Annotated in this window: 23 protein-coding genes; 6 read left to right on the forward strand and 17 right to left on the reverse strand. The window is 42.6% G+C overall.

The window, feature by feature from the left end; translation table 11 throughout:
* Nucleotides 1-37: 37 nt before the first annotated feature.
* The 7 genes from NST24_RS15265 to yutH form a co-directional block, all read right to left on the reverse strand.
* A complete protein-coding gene (locus NST24_RS15265) occupies nucleotides 38-1,393 on the reverse strand; it encodes an IS1182 family transposase (protein WP_342461942.1) in 1,356 nt (451 codons plus the stop codon).
* A gap of 99 nt (nucleotides 1,394-1,492) precedes the next feature.
* Nucleotides 1,493-3,463 carry a S9 family peptidase gene (locus NST24_RS15270; protein ID WP_342461943.1) on the reverse strand — a complete coding sequence of 657 codons (1,971 nt, stop codon included), beginning with the start codon at nucleotides 3,461-3,463 and terminating at the stop codon, nucleotides 1,493-1,495.
* A gap of 101 nt (nucleotides 3,464-3,564) precedes the next feature.
* Nucleotides 3,565-4,497 carry a homoserine kinase gene (gene thrB / locus NST24_RS15275; RefSeq protein ID WP_342461944.1) on the reverse strand — a complete coding sequence of 311 codons (933 nt, stop codon included), beginning with the start codon at nucleotides 4,495-4,497 and terminating at the stop codon, nucleotides 3,565-3,567.
* Nucleotides 4,494-5,558 carry a threonine synthase gene (thrC, locus tag NST24_RS15280; protein ID WP_041507721.1) on the reverse strand — a complete coding sequence of 355 codons (1,065 nt, stop codon included), beginning with the start codon at nucleotides 5,556-5,558 and terminating at the stop codon, nucleotides 4,494-4,496. Before thrC ends, thrB begins: the two co-directional genes overlap by 4 nt.
* On the reverse strand, nucleotides 5,558-6,859 hold the full coding sequence (locus NST24_RS15285; protein ID WP_024719752.1) for a homoserine dehydrogenase: 1,302 nt from the start codon (nucleotides 6,857-6,859) through the stop codon (nucleotides 5,558-5,560). Before NST24_RS15285 ends, thrC begins: the two co-directional genes overlap by 1 nt.
* A gap of 222 nt (nucleotides 6,860-7,081) precedes the next feature.
* Entirely contained in the window at nucleotides 7,082-8,050 is a 969-nt protein-coding gene (locus NST24_RS15290; protein ID WP_342461945.1) for a D-glycerate dehydrogenase, read from the reverse strand.
* 74 nt (nucleotides 8,051-8,124) lie between these two features.
* Entirely contained in the window at nucleotides 8,125-9,165 is a 1,041-nt protein-coding gene (gene yutH / locus NST24_RS15295) for a spore coat putative kinase YutH (RefSeq protein WP_342461946.1), read from the reverse strand.
* A gap of 113 nt (nucleotides 9,166-9,278) precedes the next feature.
* On the opposite strand from yutH, the gene NST24_RS15300 reads away from it, so the two are divergent.
* Entirely contained in the window at nucleotides 9,279-9,779 is a 501-nt protein-coding gene (locus NST24_RS15300; RefSeq protein WP_024719755.1) for a phosphatidylglycerophosphatase A, read from the forward strand.
* Nucleotides 9,780-9,821: 42 nt separating this feature from the next.
* On the opposite strand, the gene NST24_RS15305 is transcribed toward NST24_RS15300, so the two are convergent.
* The 3 genes from NST24_RS15305 to NST24_RS15315 are packed head-to-tail and all read right to left on the reverse strand — an operon-like array spanning nucleotide 9,822 to nucleotide 11,343.
* A complete protein-coding gene (locus tag NST24_RS15305; protein WP_342461947.1) occupies nucleotides 9,822-10,592 on the reverse strand; it encodes a TIGR01457 family HAD-type hydrolase in 771 nt (256 codons plus the stop codon).
* A gap of 21 nt (nucleotides 10,593-10,613) precedes the next feature.
* Nucleotides 10,614-11,048, reverse strand: coding sequence for a DUF86 domain-containing protein (locus NST24_RS15310; protein WP_017367989.1), 435 nt, complete (start codon nucleotides 11,046-11,048; stop codon nucleotides 10,614-10,616).
* A 19-nt stretch (nucleotides 11,049-11,067) separates the two neighbouring features.
* On the reverse strand, nucleotides 11,068-11,343 hold the full coding sequence (locus tag NST24_RS15315; RefSeq protein WP_008346837.1) for a YutD-like domain-containing protein: 276 nt from the start codon (nucleotides 11,341-11,343) through the stop codon (nucleotides 11,068-11,070).
* Nucleotides 11,344-11,463: 120 nt separating this feature from the next.
* On the opposite strand from NST24_RS15315, the gene NST24_RS15320 reads away from it, so the two are divergent.
* Nucleotides 11,464-12,099 (forward strand): YhcN/YlaJ family sporulation lipoprotein, encoded by a 636-nt coding sequence (locus NST24_RS15320; RefSeq protein ID WP_039168956.1) that lies wholly within the window; start codon nucleotides 11,464-11,466, stop codon nucleotides 12,097-12,099.
* Nucleotides 12,100-12,138: 39 nt separating this feature from the next.
* Here the strand turns inward: NST24_RS15320 and lipA are convergent, their stop codons facing one another.
* Nucleotides 12,139-13,035, reverse strand: a complete 897-nt coding sequence (gene lipA, locus NST24_RS15325) for a lipoyl synthase (RefSeq protein ID WP_008360456.1) — start codon at nucleotides 13,033-13,035, stop codon at nucleotides 12,139-12,141.
* 323 nt (nucleotides 13,036-13,358) lie between these two features.
* Between lipA and NST24_RS15330 the strand changes: the two genes are divergently transcribed.
* Complete coding sequence (locus tag NST24_RS15330) at nucleotides 13,359-14,303, forward strand: M23 family metallopeptidase (RefSeq protein WP_226650614.1); 945 nt, start codon at nucleotides 13,359-13,361, stop codon at nucleotides 14,301-14,303.
* 81 nt (nucleotides 14,304-14,384) lie between these two features.
* On the opposite strand, the gene NST24_RS15335 is transcribed toward NST24_RS15330, so the two are convergent.
* On the reverse strand, nucleotides 14,385-14,615 hold the full coding sequence (locus NST24_RS15335; protein WP_096881812.1) for a hypothetical protein: 231 nt from the start codon (nucleotides 14,613-14,615) through the stop codon (nucleotides 14,385-14,387).
* Between the two features lie 224 nt (nucleotides 14,616-14,839).
* Here NST24_RS15335 and NST24_RS15340 point away from each other — a divergent pair, with 224 nt between their 5' ends.
* Nucleotides 14,840-15,304: a DUF2691 family protein gene (locus NST24_RS15340; RefSeq protein WP_342461948.1), complete on the forward strand. Its 465-nt coding sequence runs from the start codon at nucleotides 14,840-14,842 to the stop codon at nucleotides 15,302-15,304.
* 78 nt (nucleotides 15,305-15,382) lie between these two features.
* Here the strand turns inward: NST24_RS15340 and yunB are convergent, their stop codons facing one another.
* The 4 genes from yunB to NST24_RS15360 all read right to left on the reverse strand — a co-directional run bounded on the left by yunB (nucleotide 15,383) and on the right by NST24_RS15360 (nucleotide 18,884).
* Nucleotides 15,383-16,153, reverse strand: a complete 771-nt coding sequence (gene yunB / locus NST24_RS15345; protein ID WP_007500406.1) for a sporulation protein YunB — start codon at nucleotides 16,151-16,153, stop codon at nucleotides 15,383-15,385.
* Between the two features lie 69 nt (nucleotides 16,154-16,222).
* A complete protein-coding gene (locus NST24_RS15350; RefSeq protein ID WP_007500404.1) occupies nucleotides 16,223-16,528 on the reverse strand; it encodes a DUF1805 domain-containing protein in 306 nt (101 codons plus the stop codon).
* A 67-nt stretch (nucleotides 16,529-16,595) separates the two neighbouring features.
* Nucleotides 16,596-17,969 (reverse strand): bifunctional UDP-sugar hydrolase/5'-nucleotidase, encoded by a 1,374-nt coding sequence (locus NST24_RS15355; RefSeq protein ID WP_249855604.1) that lies wholly within the window; start codon nucleotides 17,967-17,969, stop codon nucleotides 16,596-16,598.
* Nucleotides 17,970-18,032: 63 nt separating this feature from the next.
* The gene (locus NST24_RS15360) at nucleotides 18,033-18,884 is read right to left on the reverse strand and encodes a DUF72 domain-containing protein (RefSeq protein ID WP_173408250.1); all 852 of its coding nucleotides are present in this window, start codon (nucleotides 18,882-18,884) and stop codon (nucleotides 18,033-18,035) included.
* Nucleotides 18,885-19,201: 317 nt separating this feature from the next.
* On the opposite strand from NST24_RS15360, the gene NST24_RS15365 reads away from it, so the two are divergent.
* On the forward strand, nucleotides 19,202-20,374 hold the full coding sequence (locus tag NST24_RS15365) for a helix-turn-helix domain-containing protein (protein ID WP_342461949.1): 1,173 nt from the start codon (nucleotides 19,202-19,204) through the stop codon (nucleotides 20,372-20,374).
* A gap of 64 nt (nucleotides 20,375-20,438) precedes the next feature.
* A complete protein-coding gene (locus tag NST24_RS15370; protein ID WP_342461950.1) occupies nucleotides 20,439-21,596 on the forward strand; it encodes an oxalate decarboxylase family bicupin in 1,158 nt (385 codons plus the stop codon).
* A gap of 48 nt (nucleotides 21,597-21,644) precedes the next feature.
* On the opposite strand, the gene NST24_RS15375 is transcribed toward NST24_RS15370, so the two are convergent.
* The gene (locus tag NST24_RS15375) at nucleotides 21,645-22,838 is read right to left on the reverse strand and encodes a tetracycline resistance MFS efflux pump (protein ID WP_008346860.1); all 1,194 of its coding nucleotides are present in this window, start codon (nucleotides 22,836-22,838) and stop codon (nucleotides 21,645-21,647) included.
* Nucleotides 22,839-22,942: the final 104 nt, after the last annotated feature.

Here is a 22,942-nt window from a genome sequence, read left to right on the forward strand (position 1 = left end):
GGGTTTTCACTTATTTTGATAAAATTGATAAGTTACTTTACGCTGGGCACGGCTCTTTCCATGTCCAGTTTGCTAATTTCTTAAGATTCATGGCAGCGAAAGTAAGCATCGCCTGCATCGAAACTTTTTTCAGTCCTCGAAGTTTCGTCCATCGCATTCCATGCTTTTCTTTTGCATCCGCAAAAACGCGTTCGATCGTTTCTTTCCGTTTTGCATAGATGTTCTTATTCATTTTAGTGAGTCTCAGATGGTCTGCTTCGTCTAGGTAGTCCTGCCAAATATGTCGGTGAATCTGTTTGATGTGATTTTGACTTTGTGTACAGTTATCTAAAAACGAGCAGGATTTACATACCTCTGAATCAGACGCATATTGCTTATATCCCTCTCTAGTTGTTGTACGATAAGAGAGAATTTGCCCGTTGGGGCAAATGTAACAATCAAAATGTGCGTCATATACGTATTCATTCTTTTTCAAGTAACCAACTTTTGTTTTCGGGCGAGTGTAAGGCATGACAGGTCTTATCTTTTGATCCATTAAAAACTTGGCGATATAAGGTGTTTTATATCCAGCATCTACTGCGACTACATTGGGTTTTCCGACTTTCTTTGTCACCTTTGATACGAGTGAATCTAACATACGACTATCATGAACATTTCCACCAGTGACCAGTGTTCCTAAAATAAATCCTTTTGAATCACAAGCCGTATGAAATGAATAAGCAAATAACTTTTCACGTTCATCCTTTACATAGTAGCCACTCTCTGGGTCAGTTGTACTGACCTTGATTTCTTTTTTCTCTTCTTTATTCTGTAGGGGTAACGGCTTTTTTCCATGTTCCTCACGATCAACATTGATCTCCTCATGAAGCAGATTTTGATAACTTCTCGTTTCTACTCGAACAATTTTCTTTTCAAGTTTTTTCTTATTGGCGTTCGCTTTTACATGAGTTGAATCAATGAAAGCAATAGAGGGATCAACAAGGCCTTTTTTCATCGCTTCTCTTAAGATTCGATAAAAAATTTGTTCGAATAAATCTGTATCATGAAAGCGTCTCACGTAGTTCTTACCGAAGGTAGAAAAGTGCGGAATTTTCTCAGAAAATCCATACCCAATAAACCAACGATAAGCAACATTGGTTTCAATTTCTTTAATGGTTTGACGCATAGAGCGGATGCCGAATAGGTATTGGATCAAAACCATTTTAATAAGAACAACGGGATCCACACTTGGTCTGCCGTTATCAGAACTATAATGATCTTTGACAAGATCATAAACGAAATCAAAATCGATCGCTTGATCAATTTTTCGTACGAGATGATCTTCAGGCACTAATTCATCTAAGGCCACGACTTCTAATTGATTTCTTCTTTCTTCTTCACGATTCGATAACATATTTATCCCCCACAGAAATGTGTTATTACCCTTATTATACAAAAAAGCTTGTAGACTTTGTCTACAAGCTGAAACGACCCTTACTGGGTCGTTTTTTAATTAGGATAACTTCTCTCTAAACCATTCTTGAATAAAGGTCAGTCTTTGAATACGCTGCCCAGGGTGGCCGCTTCTCGATAAATCATGAGAAGCCTTCGGGAATTTGACTAATCTCGTGTCTTTTCCAAGCTCCTTTAATGCCACAAAAAGCTGTTCTCCTTGATCGACTGGGCAGCGGTAGTCTTCATCACTGTGCAGGATGAGAAGCGGTGTATTCACCTGTTTTACATACTTTAGCGGCGAACGATCCCATAGCTTATCAACAGAGTCATAAATATCCCCATCAATCTGCCATTTTGTAAAGAAATAACCGATATCACTGATGCCATAAAAGCTAATCCAGTTCGAGATGGAACGCTGTGTAACAGCTGCACGGAAACGGTCTGTCTGTCCGACAATCCAGTTGGTCATAAAACCGCCATAGCTGCCGCCTGTTACGCCAAGCCTTGTTTCATCAAGAAAGTCATAGGCTTCGAGCACATGATCAACAGCCAGCATGACATCCTCATAATCAACGTCACCATAGCTGCCTCTTACCCGGTCTGTAAACATCTGTCCGTATCCATGACTGCCATGAGGATTGATGTACACAATCGCATACCCTTCAGCGGCGAGCATTTGAAATTCATGAAAATATGTATGACCGTACATCGCATGCGGCCCGCCATGAATTTCTAAGATTAGTGGATATGTCTTCCCCTCTTCCATCTGAGCAGGCTTCATAAACCAGCCATGTACAACGTCTCCTTCTTTTGACTGGAAAGAAATTGGTTCAGGTTCGGATATGACATGTTCCTTTAGAAAGTCATCATGCTCAAACGTGATTTGCTTGAGTGAGGATTCCCCTAAAGTCAGCTCATACAGCTCACTAGGCGAGACAGGTGAAAGACGGCTGATCAGCATTTTTGATTCGTCTGGATGAAGACTGAAATTCGTCACATGTTCTGCCTCTAAACGAACGGGATAGGCTAAGCCTTCAATAGAGAAATAATAAATTCCGGTACTCCCTTGATCAGAAACAAGCGCATAAAACCCCTGACTATCCTTTGTCCATTGTGGAAGCTGATTGGCCTCACCCATAACACTATCCCCTGCCATACAGTTTCCTACATACATATCGAGCATTTCTGACAATTGAACGGTCCTTTTTTCCTTCAGGTCATGCAGCCACAATGACAGGATGGTCGCATTTTCAAATTCACGTTCGTGTCCAATGTACAAAAGGCTTTCTCCATTTGGAGAAAATGATACAGTCGTGTAAGCGCCTGTTGATTGGGTGATTTTCTTGGATGTACCGTCCTCTAAGGAAAGGAGACAGATATCACTTATGTAAAACGTCTGAGGATTTGATTGAATATACGCAAGCCACTTCCCGCAAGGAGAGATGACATGATTCACATGATGATGCGGCTCACTCGTAACCATCTCTACCTCGCCGGAACGGACATCGATTTTTACAATTTGCGTCAGACGTCCATCTAAAAAGCCTCTGCCGTCTGCTTTATAAGTCAAATCATCATATACGGCCGGAGCAAAGTCATCGCACTCTTCCTTTTTTTCATCATGAACAGATTCTTCTTGTTTTAATGAGACCGCTGCATAAATGAACGCTCCATCCGGTGAAAATACAGGATGAGAGACGCCGTAAGGAATATTCGTTAAGGTACGTATGCCACCACCATCGCTTTGAATGAGTGCGAGCTGGGGGACTTCCTTTGGCTGCTGCAAAATAAACGCAAGCTGCTTTCCGTCTTTTGACCATGCTGGCTGATGATGCTTCCCATCATCAAATGTCCATTGAGACAGCTCCCCTGTCTCTTCATCTCGAACCCATAAATGAATATTGTAATCATCCTTTTTTTCATTCACCGTTACTTTTGTAAAAACAGCCTTTTTTCCATCTGGTGAATAAATTGGATGAGAAACAGACACGATTTGCGTTAAATCCTCTGCTGTTATCAATTTCTTCATCAATAGATCTCCCCCTTTTATGTATCAAAATAGTTCGCTTCTCTAAATAATAATCCCTGCTTTTGTTATGAAAAACAAGGATAAAAAAAGAACGTGCGTCTTCACAGCACGTTCTTTACTTGATTCACAGAATGATGCTCGACGACGACACCTTCTACCGGCACCGTCAGCACATCCACTTCACAATGCGGGAAATTTTGAGCAAGCTGCTTTTTCAGCGCTTCTCCCTTCCCTTTTTCCACTAAGGTCAAAATAGTCGGCCCAGCACCGCTTAATGCCGTTCCATACGCGCCTTTTAATGAAGCAACGTGCTCCACCTTGGACAGCTCTGGGACAAGCATCGTGCGGTATGGCTGATGAAATAAATCTTTATTCATCATTTCCCCTACAAGCGGCCAGTTCTGCGTCATTAAGGCGGCGACAAGGACGTTACTCACTGCACTCGCACTCACGGCCTGTTTATAGGAAAAATCCTCTGGCAGGACATCACGGGCATCCTTTGTGAGCACTTCATAAAAAGGAATCACGACGACGACATCTACATCCACATGCTGTACTTTAACGGCATGTGTCTTGTCTTCTTCATGAAGACCGATGAGTAAACCACCGAATAAAGAGGCACCCGCATTATCTGGATGACCTTCTACCTCACTTGCAAAAAAGAGCTTCTGATCATCGGTCATCTTTAATTTAAGCAACTGATTGGCGAGCTCAATAGCGGCGACAATAGCAGCAGCGCTGCTGCCCAGCCCCCTTGCTAATGGAATATCACTCCACACTTTGACATGAACAGGCGGGAGTGTTTTTCCAAAGTCATCTGCGACCTTTTTAGCTGTTTGGTAGATCAGGTTATCGGTGCCTGATGGAATACCAGACACGACATCTGTTTCTGCTTCAAACAGCCAGCTATCATGGTCATAGACCGATAGCTTTAAATAGCGGCTGAGCGCCATTCCGACTGAGTCAAAGCCTGGTCCTAAGTTGGCAGTGCTTCCCGGTACTGTGATTGAAAAAAGCATGGAGGCGTTACTCATACGCGTGCGGCCTTTTCTAAATGTTCCAGAATTTGATCTTCATCTGCATCCAGCGTGACCGGTTTGATGTGTGAAATATCAATCGCCGTATTCGGATCTTTTAATCCGTTTCCTGTCAGTACAGCGACGACTTTACTGCCTGGCTTAATTTCTCCAGATTTCACTTGTTTGAGTACACCTGCAATTGATGCACAAGAGCCTGGCTCTGCAAACACACCTTCTTCACGTGCGATCAATTGATAGGCATGAAGAATTTCTTCATCTGTCACTTCATCAATTTTCCCGTTTGACTCATCTGCCGCTGCTACAGCTTGCTTCCAGCTTGCAGGGTTTCCGATGCGAATGGCTGTTGCGACTGTTTCTGGCTGCTCAATGACTTCATTTCTAACGATGGCTGCAGCTCCTTCTGCTTCAAAACCACGCATGACTGGCAGTCCCGTGCCTTTTTTCTCATGATATTCTTTGAAGCCTTTCCAGTACGCTGTAATATTCCCCGCATTTCCAACAGGAATCGCCAGTACGTCCGGCGCAGCGCCGCCTAGCTGCTCACAGATTTCAAATGCCGCTGTTTTTTGTCCTTCAATTCGGTATGGATTGACGGAGTTAACAAGTGCAATCGGTGCTTTTTCACAGATGCTGCGGACAATTTTCAGCGCATCATCAAAGTTGCCGTCAATGGCAATGATCTCTGCTCCGTACATGACAGCCTGTGCCAGCTTACCGAAGGCAATTTTTCCATCTGGAATGATGACAATACATTTCATATCAGCGCGCGCCGCATAAGCTGCTGCTGCTGCAGACGTATTCCCTGTCGATGCACACATGATCGTATCATTGCCTTCTTCTTTTGCCTTTGCGACGGCCATGACCATCCCGCGATCCTTAAAAGAACCTGTAGGGTTGACGCCTTCTGTTTTCACATGAAGTTCAATCCCAAGCTTTTCAGATAGCTTTGCGAGATGAATCAGCGGTGTGTTTCCTTCATTTAATGTTAGTTTAGGTGTTTGTTCGTTTACTGGTAAGAATTCTTGAAATTCTTCAATGAGTCCATTCCACTTCATCAGCTTAAACCGTTCCCTTCTACTCGATACGTGCTCTTCACTTGAACCACCACGTCGAGATCGTTTAATGTTTGCAGGATATTTGAGAAATCTTCTTCTGATGTCTGATGTGTAATAATCACAATTTCAGCCAGCTCATCATGCCCTTTGACAGGAAGCTGAAGGATCTTTTCAAAACTGATGCCTCTTTCAGAAAAAATCGATGTAATGCGGGAGAAAGCCCCGACTTGATCTCTCACATGTATTCTTAAAAATTGCTGAGCAAATACTTCGGATGATGATTTAATTTTCTTCTCAAATTGCGGTGCAATAAATCCACTGCCATTCACACCAAGACGCATGTTTTTCATAACAGCGACTAAATCAGAGACTACAGCTGTTGCTGTTGGCAGGCTGCCTGCTCCAGGTCCGTAAAACATCGTTTCTCCGACAGCACTTCCGTAAACATAGACAGCATTAAATTCATTGTTGACGGAAGATAACGGGTGATGATCAGGAAGTAAAGTTGGCTGTACGCTGACCTCTACTTTCTCTCCGTCCCGCTGGGCAATTCCAATCAACTTCATTGTATAGCCAAAACGTTTACTGAAATTAATGTCCTCGTCCGAGATGTCAGAGATGCCTTTCACTTTCACATCCTCTAAGTCTACATTCATGGAAAAGCCGAGTCTTGCCAGGATGGCCATCTTTCTTGCCGCATCCAGTCCTTCTACATCCGCCGTCGGATCTGCTTCTGCAAAGCCAAGATCCTGCGCTTCTTTTAATACATCTTCATACGCGCTTTTATCGACATTCATTTTTGTTAAAATAAAGTTCGTTGTCCCGTTCACGATTCCCATCATTTTTGTGATGCGGTCAGAGGCTAAACCTTCCTCTAGTGTACGCAAAATTGGAATCCCACCTGCGACACTTGCTTCATAGTAAAGGTCACAGCCGTTTTCTTTTGCTACATGTAAAAGCTCTGTGCCATATAGCGCCATTAAATCCTTATTGGCTGTAATGACATGCTTCTTCTCATTTAGTGCATCTATTAAATATTGTTTTGTCTCTTCAATGCCGCCCATCACTTCAATAATGACGTCGATCTCTGGATCTCGAATCACATCGTATACTTCAGTTGTGAAGACCTCTCTTGCCACATCCACATCTCTTTTTTTATCGGGATTGCTCACAAGCACTTTTTGTATTAATACCGGACAGCCGATCTGGTGCATTAATTTATCCTGATGATCTTGAATAATCTTAACGACACCGCTCCCCACTGTTCCTAATCCTAGTAGTCCAACTCGAATTGCCTTCACCTGAAATTCCACCTTTCTCCGTAAATGTCCTCTCTAAAAAGACATTTGTTAACCTAACACAGACATTCAATGTACACACATTATAAAGGGGTATCCTCATTTTGACAAGGTAATAAAATAAGAGAATATGAGAATGAAACCGCTTAACAGCTATTTATATCAAGATTCTATATTTTCAAAATATTTTTGTGAGAAAAGCTCCCGAAGCCGGGAAGCTTGAGATTACGCCTGAACTGGCGTTTTGGCTTGCTGATTTTGCAGGACAAGCGCAATATTTTCAGCACATAAATGCATCATGTTTTTTCTCGTTTCAACACTTGCACTTCCGATATGAGGAAGCACTGTCACATTTGGTAATGTCGTTAACGGGTGATCTGGGCTGACTGGCTCCTTGCTAAATACATCCAGACCTGCTCCTGCAATTTTTCCTGTCGTGACAGCATCATATAAAGCATCTTCGTCTACCGTCTGCCCTCTGGAAACGTTGATGAAGTAAGCCGTATTCTTCATCTGCTCAAATGCTTTCTTATTAAACATTTCTTTCGTTTCAGGCGTTAAAGGCGTCAAACAAACGATGAAATCAGACTGCGTAAGCAGCTCATCAAATGCGGCATAGGTCACACCTAGTTGCGCTTCTGCTTCTGGCTTTCTTGAACGATTATGATACAGAACATTCATCTCAAAACCTTTTGCCCGCTTGGCCAGTGCGGTTCCAATACTGCCCATTCCGACAATCCCTAACGTTTTATGATGCACATCAGCACCAGCTAGAAGAAGCGGTCCCCAGCCTGTCCAGTTCCCATCCTTAATCCAATCACTCGCTTCGACAATTCGTCTTGCTGACGCCATCAAAAGCGCAAAGGCTAAATCAGCCGTCGATTCTGTTAAGACGTCCGGTGTATGACATACCGTGATCCCGTGCTTTTTAGCTGCCTTTAGATCAATATTGTCATAGCCGACCGCGAGATTCGCGACCACTTTTAGATTTGGAGCATTTGATAAAAGTGCCTCATCTACTTGATCTGACAGCATCGTGAGCAGCCCATCTGCTTGAGCCGCTTTTTTTTCTAACTCTTCTCTTGGACACGGCTCATCCTCGCTCGTCCACATATCAATATGAGCGACTTCTTTTAATGGTGTAAGTGTTGTTTCATCAAGCTTTCTTGTGATATAAACATAAGGTTTCGTCAAGAAGAACACTCCTTTGGTTGATTTCTTTAAGCATAACGAAAAACGCCTCAAGAGAAAAGAGACGTTTCGTCTGTTCACTGAAACTTCAAATCAGCGGATTGATGAATCCATCCAACAGGAGGAATGAGATGCCCACCGCTGCGCATGGCACTCAATTCTTGAAACACCTTGAGAAAATATTCGTAGCGGTTCGCATCATTTAAAACGTAATCTAATCGTTCTTCATAATAAGATTTTTCATTTTCTCCTGACATATAATAACCTTCGACAATTTCAAAATAATGAAGCGGAAACAGAAGACGGCTGTACAGCAGACGCTTTGAAAATGATGAAAGAGGCGTAACCTGCTCATATTGCTGCAAAAAGGAAAATCCCTCTTCAATTAAATCCTCCTTATGCTGGACAAAGGTTTCTCTTAAATATTCTGCGATATCTCTTGTTGGATGGTCAAATACCCAGTCAACAGGTAAACGAAGCGGCTGCTCATGTGGCCAGGTCATACGTGAAAAGCGCTGATGACAAACAGTACCTGAATCACATTCTTTCGGTTCATCATCAAGCTCTGTATCCACTAAATATTGAATGGCATTTTCCGTTAATCCGAGATAATACGGAAAGGATTCAATGAATTTCTTTTCAAATCGTTCAAGTGGTTTTTGATGCATTTGCTGCATCCAAAAGCCTTCCAGCTGGTCTAACCGTTTTGCCCATAATTCCTTCCAAGCTCCGACACGTTTTGTTTCAGACACCTCATAAGGAAACCCTCTCCCCTTGACATGAAAGGCCGCCAGCTCTGATGCGTGCTGAAATGAGCGGCTTGTAACCCGCGGTGCTGCCTTTAATAGAGCGTACAGTTCTTTTCCATGGGTAAAAGTCGGTTTCTCTTCGTTTGTTAATTCAAACACGGCAACGTATGGGTCACCGTCATTCAGTAAATACTGACTGATATGATAAAGCTCTGTGAGTTCTTCTTCTCGCAAATGAGACACGGGAACAATGATGAAGAGAGCTTTCGCCGTTTGAAAGCTCTGATAACTGCCATATGGCATAAATTGACGCACATCAATACCAAATGTGTGATAAATGGTTTCTTTCATGATTTCACCTGCGTTCATAAAATCAGTCTCTTATCATATCGTAGTCGCAGGTTGAGGGATTTATGAATACTATTTACTATCCGAAGCTTTTTCACACGTTGTGGACAAATTACGAGGATTGGGTGAGGAACATGCCGCATCATCATGAGATGAACGAAGTAGAAAAAACAGCAAGACGCCGTTTACAAGAACGAGGCGTAACCATTCAAGATATAGCAGACCTTGTCTTCTTTTTACAGGAAAAATATCATCCTGGCTTAGACATGACAGAGTGCATCCACAATGTGGAACGTGTCATCGCAAAACGTGAAGTCCAAAATGCCATCTTAACAGGCGTTGAACTAGATGTTCTCGCTGAGCAAAAAAAGCTGACAGAACCGCTGCAATCCATTCTTGAAACAGATGAAAGTCTATATGGTGTGGATGAAATTTTATCCTTTGCCATCGTTAATATTTATGGCTCCATCGGCTTTACGAATTACGGATATATCGATAAAGAAAAACCAGGGATTCTTGGGAAACTCAACGATAAATCCTCAGGCGAATGCCACACCTTTTTAGATGACATTGTCGGTGCTATTGCTGCGGCAGCATCAAGTAGACTGGCACATAGTGCGAGAAATGCAGAATAAAACACAAAAGAGGACGTGCGTCTGACGCTTGTCCTCTTTTCATTAAGATAATCGTTCAATCCACTCAGATAATGAATCAATGACATAGGTTGGCTGTTTGTCATATTTCTGAAGCAGCTCTTTTGTCGTGACGCCTGTATGGACAAGCAGTGTATCCATCCCTGCATTCATCCCTGCCATAATATCGGTATCATAGTTATCGCCCACCATGAGCGTCTCTGACACATCTGTCCCGAGCACCCGCATGGCCTGTTCCATAATGATAGACTCTGGCTTCCCGATAAATGTTGGCTGCACTGTTGTCGTAACCGTCAGCACAAATGTTAACGATCCATTTCCAGGTAACAGCCCTCTTTCTGTCGGAATGGCAATATCTCCATTTGTTGAAACAAATTGTGCGCCTTGACGGATCGCAATGGCTCCTACCGCTAGTTTTTCATATGTAATACCGCGGTCTATTCCAACGACAACGAAATCAGCGTCTTCTTGACCAAACGACAGTCCTTTTTCTTCGATGGCCTGCTGAATGCCTTCTTCTCCGATCACATACACCGAGGCATCTTTCTTTTGTTCTGCGATATAGTTTGCCGTCGCCATACTGGTTGTAAAGACTTGTTCTTCCGTTGCTGGAATATCGAATGAAACCAGTTTTTCTGCTACTTGCTTCGGCGTGCGTGAAGAGTTATTCGTGACAAACAAATAAGGGATGTTCAACTCATTTAACTTGTGAACAAATTGCCCCGCCTCTTCGATCTTTTCTGTTCCTTTATACATCGTCCCGTCTAAATCAATTAAATAGCCTTTGTATTTCATGCTGCTTACAACTCCAATGGTTTATTTAAACGCTGATACTGGTCCAAGCTCCTGCTCCAAGTAAGTGCGAATTCGATTCGGGAAGACTTGCAGCGCCTGTTCTACCTCACTGATGACCTGCAACAAATCGTGATGAACCACTTCTTGGTATTGCTGAACAAGTGTTTTACGGCACGAGACCAGTTTTTTCAGGTGAGTGCCTTCTTCTGTTGGTACAACCTTTTCGTCCACAAGAATATCCATGATGTCGTCATAGCTTCCTGGGTCCCGCATGATAAAGCCGTCAATCATATCATTTCCTGTATCAAGAATACATTCGACGAGCAAATGAACAATTCGTTCCAGCGCTTTTTTTTCTAAAGGGCTTGACCATGTTTGATGACTGCGCATCAAATTATATTGCTCCTCAAAAAAACGTAATGTCTCTTCAATCTTCTTTCTGTCTACGAAATACATCATGACGCTCCCCTTTGCGTTATTTTCTAATCCGCTTTAAGACAAAATAGGCACAGCCAAAATTACAGTATTCATAAATGTATTCATCGAGTGTACTTATTTTTGTATCGAATGTGGCCTTTTGGTTTTGGTCATCAAAAAACCCCTTCAGCCTAAGCTGGTTATAGCCCCAATCCCCCACAATATAATCATACTTATTTAAAATATCTGAGTACCTTGCTTTAAACGCTTCCTCATCAAAGCCGTCTTTGATTTCTCTGACAAGATCAAAGGTAGCATTCTGAATGACGATCATCTTCTCACCTCTTTTTAAACGATCCACCTTTAATGATAATTCATTGGAACAACTCCATCAATTGCTAAAGCATGTTTTTTCCGATTTAGCCGAAGCTAAAGAAAAAAGGAGGTCACATTTATGATGAAACAACTGACAGCCACTATTCTCCTATGCATGCTTTTAGGCGGGTGCGGCTTTCAATCCGGCATGAACCGGCAAGTGGATGAAGATTCTTCCAGTAAGACAATTCGCCTGTCTGATCGTCATGAAGGAAATAATTCCAACATGCCAGAAGCAGATACGAATCGAGCAGGCTATGTTCGTTATCAGCGCCAGCAAGTAACCGATCAGAAGGAAAAAACCCCTGCTTTAAATCGTGAGCACCTTGCCCACGTGATTACAAGTTTAGCCATTCAGCTGCCAAATATAAAGGATGCAGCAACACTTGTCACAGACGAGGATGCCCTCATTGTGTATCGAACAGGCAACAAAAACCGAGATGAATCAGCCGATCAAGTGAAAAAAACAGCGGTTTCTGTTCTCCCTCGTTATTATCATGTGTACGTCTCTGATAACCCAGAGCACTTTCAATCCATTGCCAATTTTTCACGTCTTCAAACCAATTCACGTGATTTTGATCAAATTTTAACGAAAACGATTCAACAAATGAAATACTCTCCTCAAGGCGGAGATATTTCAACGAAAGAAGATGCCAATGGCATGACGAATTCCGATCGGACCATGAGACGAAACGCACCTTACGGCCAAAATTAATACGAGAAAAAACGCCAGAGAGCTCTGGCGTTTTCTTTGTTATGCTTGCGCCTGACGCTTCTTAGACGCTTCGTTTACTTGTTCGTCTGCATGATAAGAAGAACGGACAAGCGGTCCAGCTTCACAGTGGCTAAAGCCTTTTGACATGGCAATTTCCTTCAGCTCTGCAAACTCATCTGGATGGTAGTATTTTTGCACTTTCAAATGCTTTTTCGAAGGTTGTAAATACTGACCAATTGCCATGATGTCGACGTTATTGGCAAGAAGATCATCCATGACTTCAATGATTTCTTCCTTCGTTTCACCGAGTCCAATCATAATGCTTGATTTCGTTGGAATGTCAGGCTGCATTTCTTTTGCACGACGCAAGAATTCCAATGAACGATCGTATGTAGCTCGTGCACGAACTCTTGGTGTTAATCTGCGTACTGTTTCAATATTGTGATTTAAAATATCAGGGCGTGTATCCATTAACGTTTTCAAATTATCATAATTGCCACCCATGTCTGAAGGGAGAACTTCAATTGTTGTGAATGGACTTTTTCTTCTAATGGCACGAACAGTTTCAGCAAATACGCCTGCTCCGCCATCTTTTTGGTCATCCCTTGCAACCGCTGTTATAACAGCGTGCTTTAAATTCATCAAAGCCACTGAATCTGCCACGCGTTCTGGCTCTTGCAAGTCTAACTCAGTAGGAAGTCCGGTTTTCACCGCACAGAAACGGCATGCGCGCGTACAAACAGATCCGAGGATCATAAATGTAGCAGTTCTTCTCACTGCCCAGCATTCGTGAATATTCGGACATTTCGCTTCCTCACAAACGGTATGCAGGTTGTTTTCCCGCATCATTTTTTTCAAACCGGTATAGTTTTCATTCGTATTCAGCTTAATTTTAAGCCAGTCCGGTTTTCTTACGTGCTCTTCCTTCTTTGCCAATTCCATCATCTCCATATGAATTCGTTAAAGGTGCATATACAATCATCTTCCTGCTATATACGATGGATGCAGCTGTTGCCGCAAAAAATTGAATCTTCGGCCTAAGGCCTTTTCTTTAGACACTTTAACATAGTACAGATTGAACAACAAGGGAATGAGCTGCAAAAATACCCAAAAGACTCCTAAAATAACAGAAGAAAATTACTAACATTTTCTTCTTATGAAATAACGTGATCAAACCACACTAAACGGTAGAAGGTATGTTCGAAGAAAGGAGATGGACGTTTGTGAAAGTGGTTTTAGCGATCATCATCGCTCTTTCAATGATTCCCGCATCAGTCCATGCACAAGGGGCAAACAAACAGCCCGATGAATTAAAACAGCGAATGGCACTGTATGAAAAGATCGCCATCACCACACAGGTCCCGTGGTATGTACTTGCTGCGGTTGACCAGTATGAACACAATATACGCAAAAGCAGAAGAGATTTACCAAAACAAACGGGTGTGATTGGCATCTACATTCCCCGGGAAATGTGGATGGGACCAGAAAATCCCAATAAGCAGGATACCTCTCCATTAAGCATTAAAGTGTTCGACGGTATTGGACTTGATGGCAATGGGGATGGAAAAGCGGAAATCGATAACGATGAAGATGTCCTGTTCACGTTTGCTCAATACTTGCTCCATTACGGCAGCAGCATCGATCAATTAAAAATCGCGCTGTGGGATTATTACGGACGTGATCAAACCGTTGGAATCATTTCATCTTTTATGAAGCTCTATAAGCATTACGGCCATCTTGACCTCGGAAAGCATGCATTTCCTCTTCCGGTTGGCGCTGACTACAGCTACAGGAGTACATGGGGTGATGCGAGAGGCTTTGGAGGCAGAAGAATTCATGAGGGCACTGATCTTTTTGCTCATTACGGTCTTCCTGTTCGTGCGACATCGTACGGCGTAATTGAAATGAAAGGCTGGAACCGCTTTGGCGGCTGGCGGATCGGCATTCGAGATATTCATAATCATTATCATTATTTTGCCCACTTAAATGGCTTTGCAAAAGGACTCAAAGCTGGGCAGATTGTAGAACCTGGTCAAGTCATCGGATCAGTCGGAAGCTCCGGTTACGGTCCACCTGGCACAGCAGGAAAATTCCCGCCACACCTTCATTATGGCATGTATAAAGACAATGGACGAACTGAATGGTCGTTTGATCCTTACCCTCATTTAAGGGCATGGGAAAGAGCCGAGCGGAAACGTCGATAAATAAAAGGAGAAGTTTAGCGATACCGCTTGCTTCTCCTTTTGATATGTATCAACATTTCCCCGGTCATCACTTGTCTACTGTTACTGCTTATGCTTTTCTTTCAATCCTAAAACTAAAAAAAGAATACCCATGATGAAAAAAAGGAGATACACAACTGTTACTTCGAGTGGAATCATGTCAAACATCCCTCTAAATAAGTCGACACTCAAACTGTCACTCCCAGCTAATAATATCGATGCTGACATATATTTAGCACTAAATACAATGGCAAATACCAAAAAACAAAACCCGCTTACATGAATTTTCCTCATATCAATCAAATCCCCCTCTCACTTTCATAACAGACGATCGTGAAAATCAGTCTTCAGGATAGCTTCCACTATTCAGAAAAGGAAAACAATGAACATTTATCATGGCACGTGATCCGTATGGAATCAAGTGGTTAATTAGGATAAGATGAACAGATCACATGAAAAAAAGTCTAAGCATGGCAGCCAATGAAAGATTACTTCACAAAGAGTTAGGGGGTTGTTTTTTGAAAAGAGGAATGACCTTTACCATTCCAAATGAATACGGAGTCTTCCTTGGAGAAGTGCTAAAACCGATCGACATCACCAAATTCAGTTGGCGAATCGATACCGAAGACTCGAATATACTAGTGGATGGCGAAAAAGATGAAGAACTTTTTCCTGAAGGGAAAACAAAAATGGACGGTATAGAACTCAAACACCTCATTGAAAACAAGACGTATTATATGATTTTCGCCGATTTACAAGCATATCCAAAAGGGACATTGTCTCATATTAAGACCTATGAAGAATTTATTGAAAGCCAATGCGAGCTTGTTCTTTTAGTGGCCGATTGCTCCTATGTCACGATCTATTGCAAAAATAAGGGAACACTCGAATGGCTATACAAGAATGCAGTTGAATGTGGATTTGAAGACGTGACCTATATCACCGATGAAAATGATGCAAGGACAAGACTGTCTGTTTCGTAACAACAAAACGTTCATCACAAAAACACTATATGCAATCACAGTGTATGAAAAAAACAGCCCAATCCGTCCATTGGGCTGTTATTCTTTCTTCTCCTTTTTTTCTGGCAGAACAATCGATGGAGCGCCTGAATTTGTTCCGCTGCCATTATAATAATCTGGGACATCTCCTTGAACGGCTTGAATGGAGACAGGCACGGAGTTTTTGACGACGATGGTTTCTGAGGCGAATGGGATGATGACTCTCACCTTCACCTCAATGAGCACACTAATATCAATCAAGGCATTGTTGATGCCATATGGCTTAATGTTTTTTTCAACGTCCGTATGCGGGTCACCAATGACACTGAATCGTACAGGCACTTTTGGTCCTAGGTTGGCGATAAGTGCATTTCCGGACGCTTGCCCAAGCGGAATGTTATATATAATGCCGTCATGTCCATCTGTTTGATCCTTTAATGCTTCTTTTGCCTCTTTTTGAAAATTCCCCTTTTCAATGTCCTCTAGATTTTTTTGAAGGTGACGTGACAGGTCAGCCATTGCTTTCGATGTTGCTTGCGCATTGAAGTCGATAGTTGTCACTTTTCCGTTCTCACTTGTATTCATCACAACCATATCCTTCATATTCTCCTGATCATCTGCAAAATCCTGAACAGAATATTGGATGAGATGATTGGCGATTCGTTCTGTTTCTAGTTCAGCAATGTGAATCAACGTTGGTTTAATGGAACGATTGATGAAGAATAGGCTAATGACAGTTGAGAGCACAAAAAATAATATGGCAAGCAGCATGACATAACGAAATGGCAGAGGGCCCTTTTTATAGGGGCGATAACGGCGGTTCAATCTCAATAAAAAATCCCCCCTTCTCCATTACAAGTGTATGCAGACAGGCGGGGGGATAGGAATCATCTGTTCATTTTATTTCACCATTTTTAATAATGCATCTCTTCCAATTGTGCCAGCATGAATGCCGAGCGACTCAGCGGCATATGTCACAGATTCTAAAGGTGCATCCAGCAATTGCTCGATGGTTCTTACACCGACTGCTCTTCCTGCGATGATTCCTCTATCTGCAAGCTTTTCATTTAGGAGCCCGACATCAAGTGCACCGCACATAATATAACCATGCTCATTTGTCACTGCCATGAAATTGGTCTTTGGCAGTTTGACGGTGACGGCTGTAAAGGAATGGCCATCAATTGTAATAGGTGTTAAATTCACCATATCCCTTCACTCCCTTCAACACAATCTATGTGAAGGGAGGGCAAGTGTTGTTAGGCTGGAGCGGATTTCACTTTGCGTCCTTCAATCGCCAGCTCAGGACATCACGTAAAAATTCCGGCATGAAATATTCAATGTGTTCATGGTCACGTATATGAGGAAAAAGAGAACCAAGTGTATACATATCTACTGTGCCAACTGTATAGGACACGTCCTCTTGGATCAGCTCGCCGTTTACATAAACCTCTTTTACTCGTTTGGCTTCGCCCTCTTCTAATGAATAAGTCAAACCGCTGTATAGCATTTTCCCCATTAATTCTCCTCTGAACCCAAAGCCTTTGATGCGTAGCTGTTCCATTTTTTCTTCACAGCCACGAGACACTGTTTCGACCAATTGCTTCCCAGTAAGTGTCACCCTGATTGGATTAATGGGATGCGGGCATATCCGGTGAATGTCTTCTCTTGTGACGATGCCAGCCTCTAATGAATCAAGCACCATCCCAGCATTCATCATGCCGATATCTGCCTCGCACCATTCTTTAATGGCATCTGTTAAAAGTTGCGGAAGCTGGGAATCATCAAACCACTTTGTTTCGAGCTTTGATTTAATGGATGTCACTTTTTCCTGCATGAGTGACTTCGCTCGTCTTTCTGCTTTCTGTAAAGTCGTGATCGCTTCATCGGATTCACTGATCAGCTGGTCCACTGATTGCACCGTCGCTTTTTTCTCGATGAGCTCGCTACTCGCTGTGTCAATGGTCAGCTCGACACAGCCAATATAATGCCCATACTTTTCAGCACATGCAAGAAGAACGCCATTATCCATCTCGCCCTGTTCTAAAAGATGATGCGTATGTGAGCCTAAGATGATGTCGATTTCCGGGAAGTCATGGGCTACCTCTCGATCATGGATGATGCCTAGATGGGAAAGAAGAACAATGACATCGGCTTGTCCTTTCACTTCTTGTAGCATCTCCCGTATGCTCTCAAATGGGTCTGTAATGTCCCAGCCCAGCTTTTCATAGACAGGTGTATACGCAATGGTCACCCCTAAGACGGCGATCTTCAGTCCATTGTTCAACGTGATCACTTCATAAGGCTTTGCCCACGATGGTCTTTTGCCTTTTTCAAATAAATTAGATAAAATCACCGGGAATTGCGCGTCTTTGTACAATTGGTCGAGCTGCTCATGAGGCAACGTAATGCCTTCATTATTACCAATTGTGACTCCATCATAGCCAAGCTGATTGAGAAGTTTGACATTCACTTTTCCATAATCCGCTTCTGATACAAGGTTTACTCGATCCATATGATCGCCAATATCAAATAAGAGCATCTGATCGTGAACTTGACGCTTTTCTTCAATATAAGCTGCGATTTTTGGCCAGTTTTCAAAGTGGCTGTGCAAGTCGTTTGTATGATATAACCATAGCTTCTGCAGCATGTTGATCTCTCCCTCAAGTTGTCACTGAACCGTATCGTTCAAATTGAAAGCCACAGCTCTCGTTTAACTAAATAAATCTAACTGCTTCGGGGATAAGCTTGAATACGTCAAATCCAGCAAATCAATCATTTGCTGGCCATTCGCTGCCGCATCTCCGCCTGAGTTATTATTAAATACGACATATACATCTTTCGATTGTTGATGCAGGATGTCGATGTTCTTTTTCCATTCCTTTAGTTCAGCTTCATTATATAAATATAAGTAACGAACTTCACGCCAGTTCTCATGATCTGCCGGGTGAAGCCAGCCTTGTTTATTTCTTCCGTGGAAACGGACCAATGTTTTGTCACGGTGTGTGGCTTTTATGACTGGCGGTATAGACCCTTCTCCGACTTGCGGTTCATCACAGACGGAATGAATCCACCCTTCTTTCTCCATAAAGGATAAGGTTTGTTCATAAAACTCGTCTGAAAACCAAGTTCGATTTCGGAATTCGAGTGCACAAGGAATGTTCCCCATCTTCTCCTTACACCATCTTAAATAGTGGACGTGCTCCTTTTTGCAATCAAACCATGGTGGAAATTGAAACAGAACCATCGCCAGTTTCCCTGCTCGAATGAGAGGAGTCAGTGAAAGAATAAAGGCGTCAAACATTTCTTCCTTTGAAGCAAACGGGATCTCGCCTCTTTGATGCCCGGTCATTCCTTGATATGCTTTCACAACAAATTGAAAGGCGTCTGGCGTATCTTTTATCCATTTTTCATGGTTCCGCTCAGGCTGAACAGCATAAAAGCTTGCATCCAGTTCCACAATGGGAAACGTTGATGCGTAGTGAAACAGCTTTTGAGAGCTGCCGATTCTCGGCGGGTACAGACTGTCATGATCGCCCCAGCCAGTTAATCCGATATAAATCATCTATCTCACCTCTTGCCACTTGCTTGTCTAAACGGATTTTCCCATTGAAAGTCTTTGTTTCTTGGGATACCCATCTTTCTGAAAGAAATTCTTCTGTCTACAACATATCATATTTACCCATTTTTCTGAATGAAGATGACTGATGTGACGTGATTTTGCCCTGCCATCTTTTTTGTGATATTACATCACAACTTTCTATCTAAATTGAATGGAGCTGATAACATAAAATTGATATCAGAGACTTTGACAGCGATTGTCCATTTTTTTATTCATCTTCACCAAAGGCTTCAGCTCTAAAAAAAGGAGAATGAGTGGATATGAACATTGTCGATCATTATGTTGAAGCATTGCAAAAAGTGGCCCAAAGAATTCATCAGCCTGTCTATTTGATCAATCAGTATGGACGTATTCTTTTCACCTCACCCCAAGGTATGACAAATCCAGATTGGATACAAATGCTCCGCTTGTTTCACAGTACGCAGCAGCATTATTTTTCTATGGTTCATTCAAAAGAAAGCGTTTCTGTTTTTCCTATCTATATAAACGAACAAGCTTATGATTATTTAGTCGTTCCAGCCTTCATTCACCCTCAAGACGACATGGGGCTACATTTGACAATTGTACAAGCTGTAAATGCCATGTCCATTTTGCGCATCAAACAACATGCCATCAAGCAATCCACAGAGCGAGCCAAAAATGAATGGTTTCGCAAATGGATGGAGGGGACGATTTCCTCAGAGCAAGATGTTGCCTGTCTGGCACGCATGTTTGGATTAAACACAATGATTCCCTATCTATGTATCGTCTGTCAGCTTGATCAGAGCAGTCATTTCTCTTGTTTCCTTAAGCAGCAAACCCTTGTAGATGATGTGTTTGCTTTACTTGAAAGCACCCTTTCGCACTGTCCATATCCCGCCTTTCTTTTTGTCAAAGGAGATATCGGCATCTTCCTTATAGAAGAGACTGGCGGCTGGCTGGCAATGAACAAATCGATCTGCTCTTTTTTAAAACAAATGCAGATCCTTATTAAACAGCATGTGAATACCACCATTTCCTTTGGTGTAAGCTTAAGCGGTTATCTCATCACCGATCTGCCAAAAGGATTCAGTGAAGCTGCCCATGCTCTGCAATCAGGCCAGCTCTCATTACGAGCTGAATATATTCAGTTCTATCAAGCAAAAGATGTGTCAGATTTACTGAAGCTCATCCCACCAAAAGATTTAACAACATTCTATGAGCGGTACCTCCACCCATTATATGAACAATCACAAGTCGATCCAAACCTTCTCCACACCTTATCTGTTTATGTCGAAACACATTGCCATATTTCAGAAACAGCCAAACGTTTATCTGTTCATCGCAACACCGTGATATATCGACTGGAGAAATGTGAAGAACTGCTCCAGATCAGCCTAAAAGATCCTGATGCAACATTGCGCTTGCGATTAGCTTTGCGGATTCAAAAGCACCTTTCATCCGATTCCAATTGAATCTTTTTTTCTTACGCCTCATATATTTTGGAGGAGAAATGTGAATGACAAGGAGTGGTGTCAAATGGATGAGGAGATTCGTCACATCCCGCAACCGATTCGAGACGATGGGGCCGGCGCAACCGATTTAGGCCCGCGAGACGTTCTGCGCGATATGGAGAACCCAGATATGTTCGTTCCCCCTAAAACGGATGCGGGGACGATTCCTAATTTAAAATTTTCATATTCTGATACACATATGCACTTGAATCATGGCGGCTGGTCGAGGGAAATTACCGAGCGAGAGCTGCCTGTTTCAACAACGATTGCTGGTGTAAACATGCGGCTTACGCGCGGAGGTGTTCGTGAGCTTCATTGGCATAAGCAGGCGGAATGGGCATATATGATTTTAGGCAAAGCCCGGATCACATCTGTAGATGCAGAAGGACGGAATATGATCGCTGATGTAGAAGAAGGAGACTTGTGGTATTTCCCGCCCGGTATTCCGCACTCCATTCAAGGTCTTGAGAATGGCTGTGAGTTTCTCCTTGTGTTTGATGATGGTGCTTTTTCTGAATTTGATACGTTCACCATCACAGACTGGTTTGCTCATACACCAAAAGACATTCTTTCTGCTAATTTCGGCGTGTCAATCAAGCTGTTTGATCACATTCCACATAAACAGCGCTATATGTTTCAAGGCTCTTCACCGGCATCCATTGAAAGCCAAACCGTCTCTGATCCATACGGCGGCATCAAACCGCCATTTACCCACCAGCTCCTTCGTCAAAAACCAATCGTGACCTCTGGGGGAACAGTGCGAATCGTCGACTCACGCAATTTTCCAGTATCTAAAACCATTGCTGCTGCACTTGTGGAGGTAAAACCTGGCGGGATGAGAGAAATGCACTGGCACCCGAATAATGATGAGTGGCAATACTATTTAACCGGTACAGCCAAAATGACGGTTTTTGGAGCAGGCGGGACAGCTCGCACCTTTAATTACAGAGCAGGTGATGTTGGTTATGTTCCTTTCGGGATGGGGCATTACATACAAAATATCGGGCAAACGAGCCTTTGGTTTCTAGAAATGTTTAAAAGCGATCGATTTGCTGATATTTCATTGAACCAATGGATGGCCTTAACCCCTCCTCAATTAGTGAAGGAGCATTTGCATGTAGACGATGCATTGATTCATGCGCTGCATAAAGAAAAATCACCAGTCGTGAAGTATGAGCGATGACGAAAAAAACCGATCCATTTGTGCTGATCGGTTTTTTCTATGCTGTCTTTACGATACGGCATGGGAATGTTGCTGCGCTTTTTTCGCCCATAAAATAGAAGCAATGAAACTCATACAAAGCACCAGCGTTCCAAACATAAATGGCAGCTCAATATTCACATCAAATAAAATACCCGCAAGACTTGGCCCGACGATATTCGCAAGGCTCATAAAGGAGGTATTGAGGCCGCCTGCTACCCCCTGCTGATTCCCTGCCATTTTAGAAAGTAATGTATTGAGAGCTGGACGAACAAACGAGGTGGCCGATAAAAATAAAATGGAGCCCGTAAAAATTAGCCAAAAGGAAGGGGCAAAGCGGCAGGCGATCAGCATAAACGCCGCAGCTAAAAGGGCATACCGGACGACACGCATTTCGCCAAATCGTTTCACAAAGGTATTCACTAAAGCACCTTGAACGATGACACCCGCAAGTCCAGCTACCGTAATGACAAATGCAATATCCTTCGGTGTAAAGCCATGTTTTTGGTCCACATATAAGCCAAAGATCGATTCAAAATGAATGATTCCGAAATTCAAAACAAAGGCCAAGATAAACAAAAAACCGTATGGTGTTTTTAAAGCCTGAATCATCTGCGTAAAAGGATTGAAATGAAGCTCTTTATTCAATCGTGCTTCTTCCTGCTTTTCCTTTGTTAAAGTTTCAGGTAAGAACAAGAAAGACAACAGCGTCGACAGGGCTGCAAAGGAACCAGCGATGAGGAAAGGAAAAGCAATCCCAAACTCAACCAAATAGCCGCCTACGCCTGGTCCAATGACAAAGCCTAACGTCATTGCTGCACTAAATAGCCCCATTCCTTTCCCTCGATCCTTCTCACTTGTGATATCAGCGATGTATGCAAACATGGCGGGCATGAGTAAAGCTCCGGCAGCACCACCAAAAAACCGAGACACAAACAGCATCCAAAGCTGATCAGCAAATGCAAAAATAAACTGGGCAATCGTAAAGCCGGCAATCCCGGCAATAATCAATTTTCTGCGTCCAAATCGATCAGTCAGCGCTCCAGCGACGGGTGATAAAGCAAATTGTGTGAGGCCAGTTGCAGCAACGAGGAAACCAAGTGTTTTCCCAGTTGCGCCAAAGGCTTCAATATAACTTGGCATGACAGGAACGATCAGACCAAATCCAAGCATGGCAATAAAAATATTGAGCATCAAAATGTACAATCTGCCCATTTTTTTCATATTAAAACCTCTTTCTTCAAAATAAATGAAAATGATGACAAAAATGATAAGAACTTCTTCAGTATAGCGATATCGCTCTCTATAAGTCTAGTTTTTCAAAAAAC

Source organism: Bacillus sp. FSL R5-0286 (assembly GCF_038593245.1).
GTDB classification, from domain to species: Bacteria; Bacillota; Bacilli; order Bacillales; family Bacillaceae; genus Bacillus; species Bacillus altitudinis.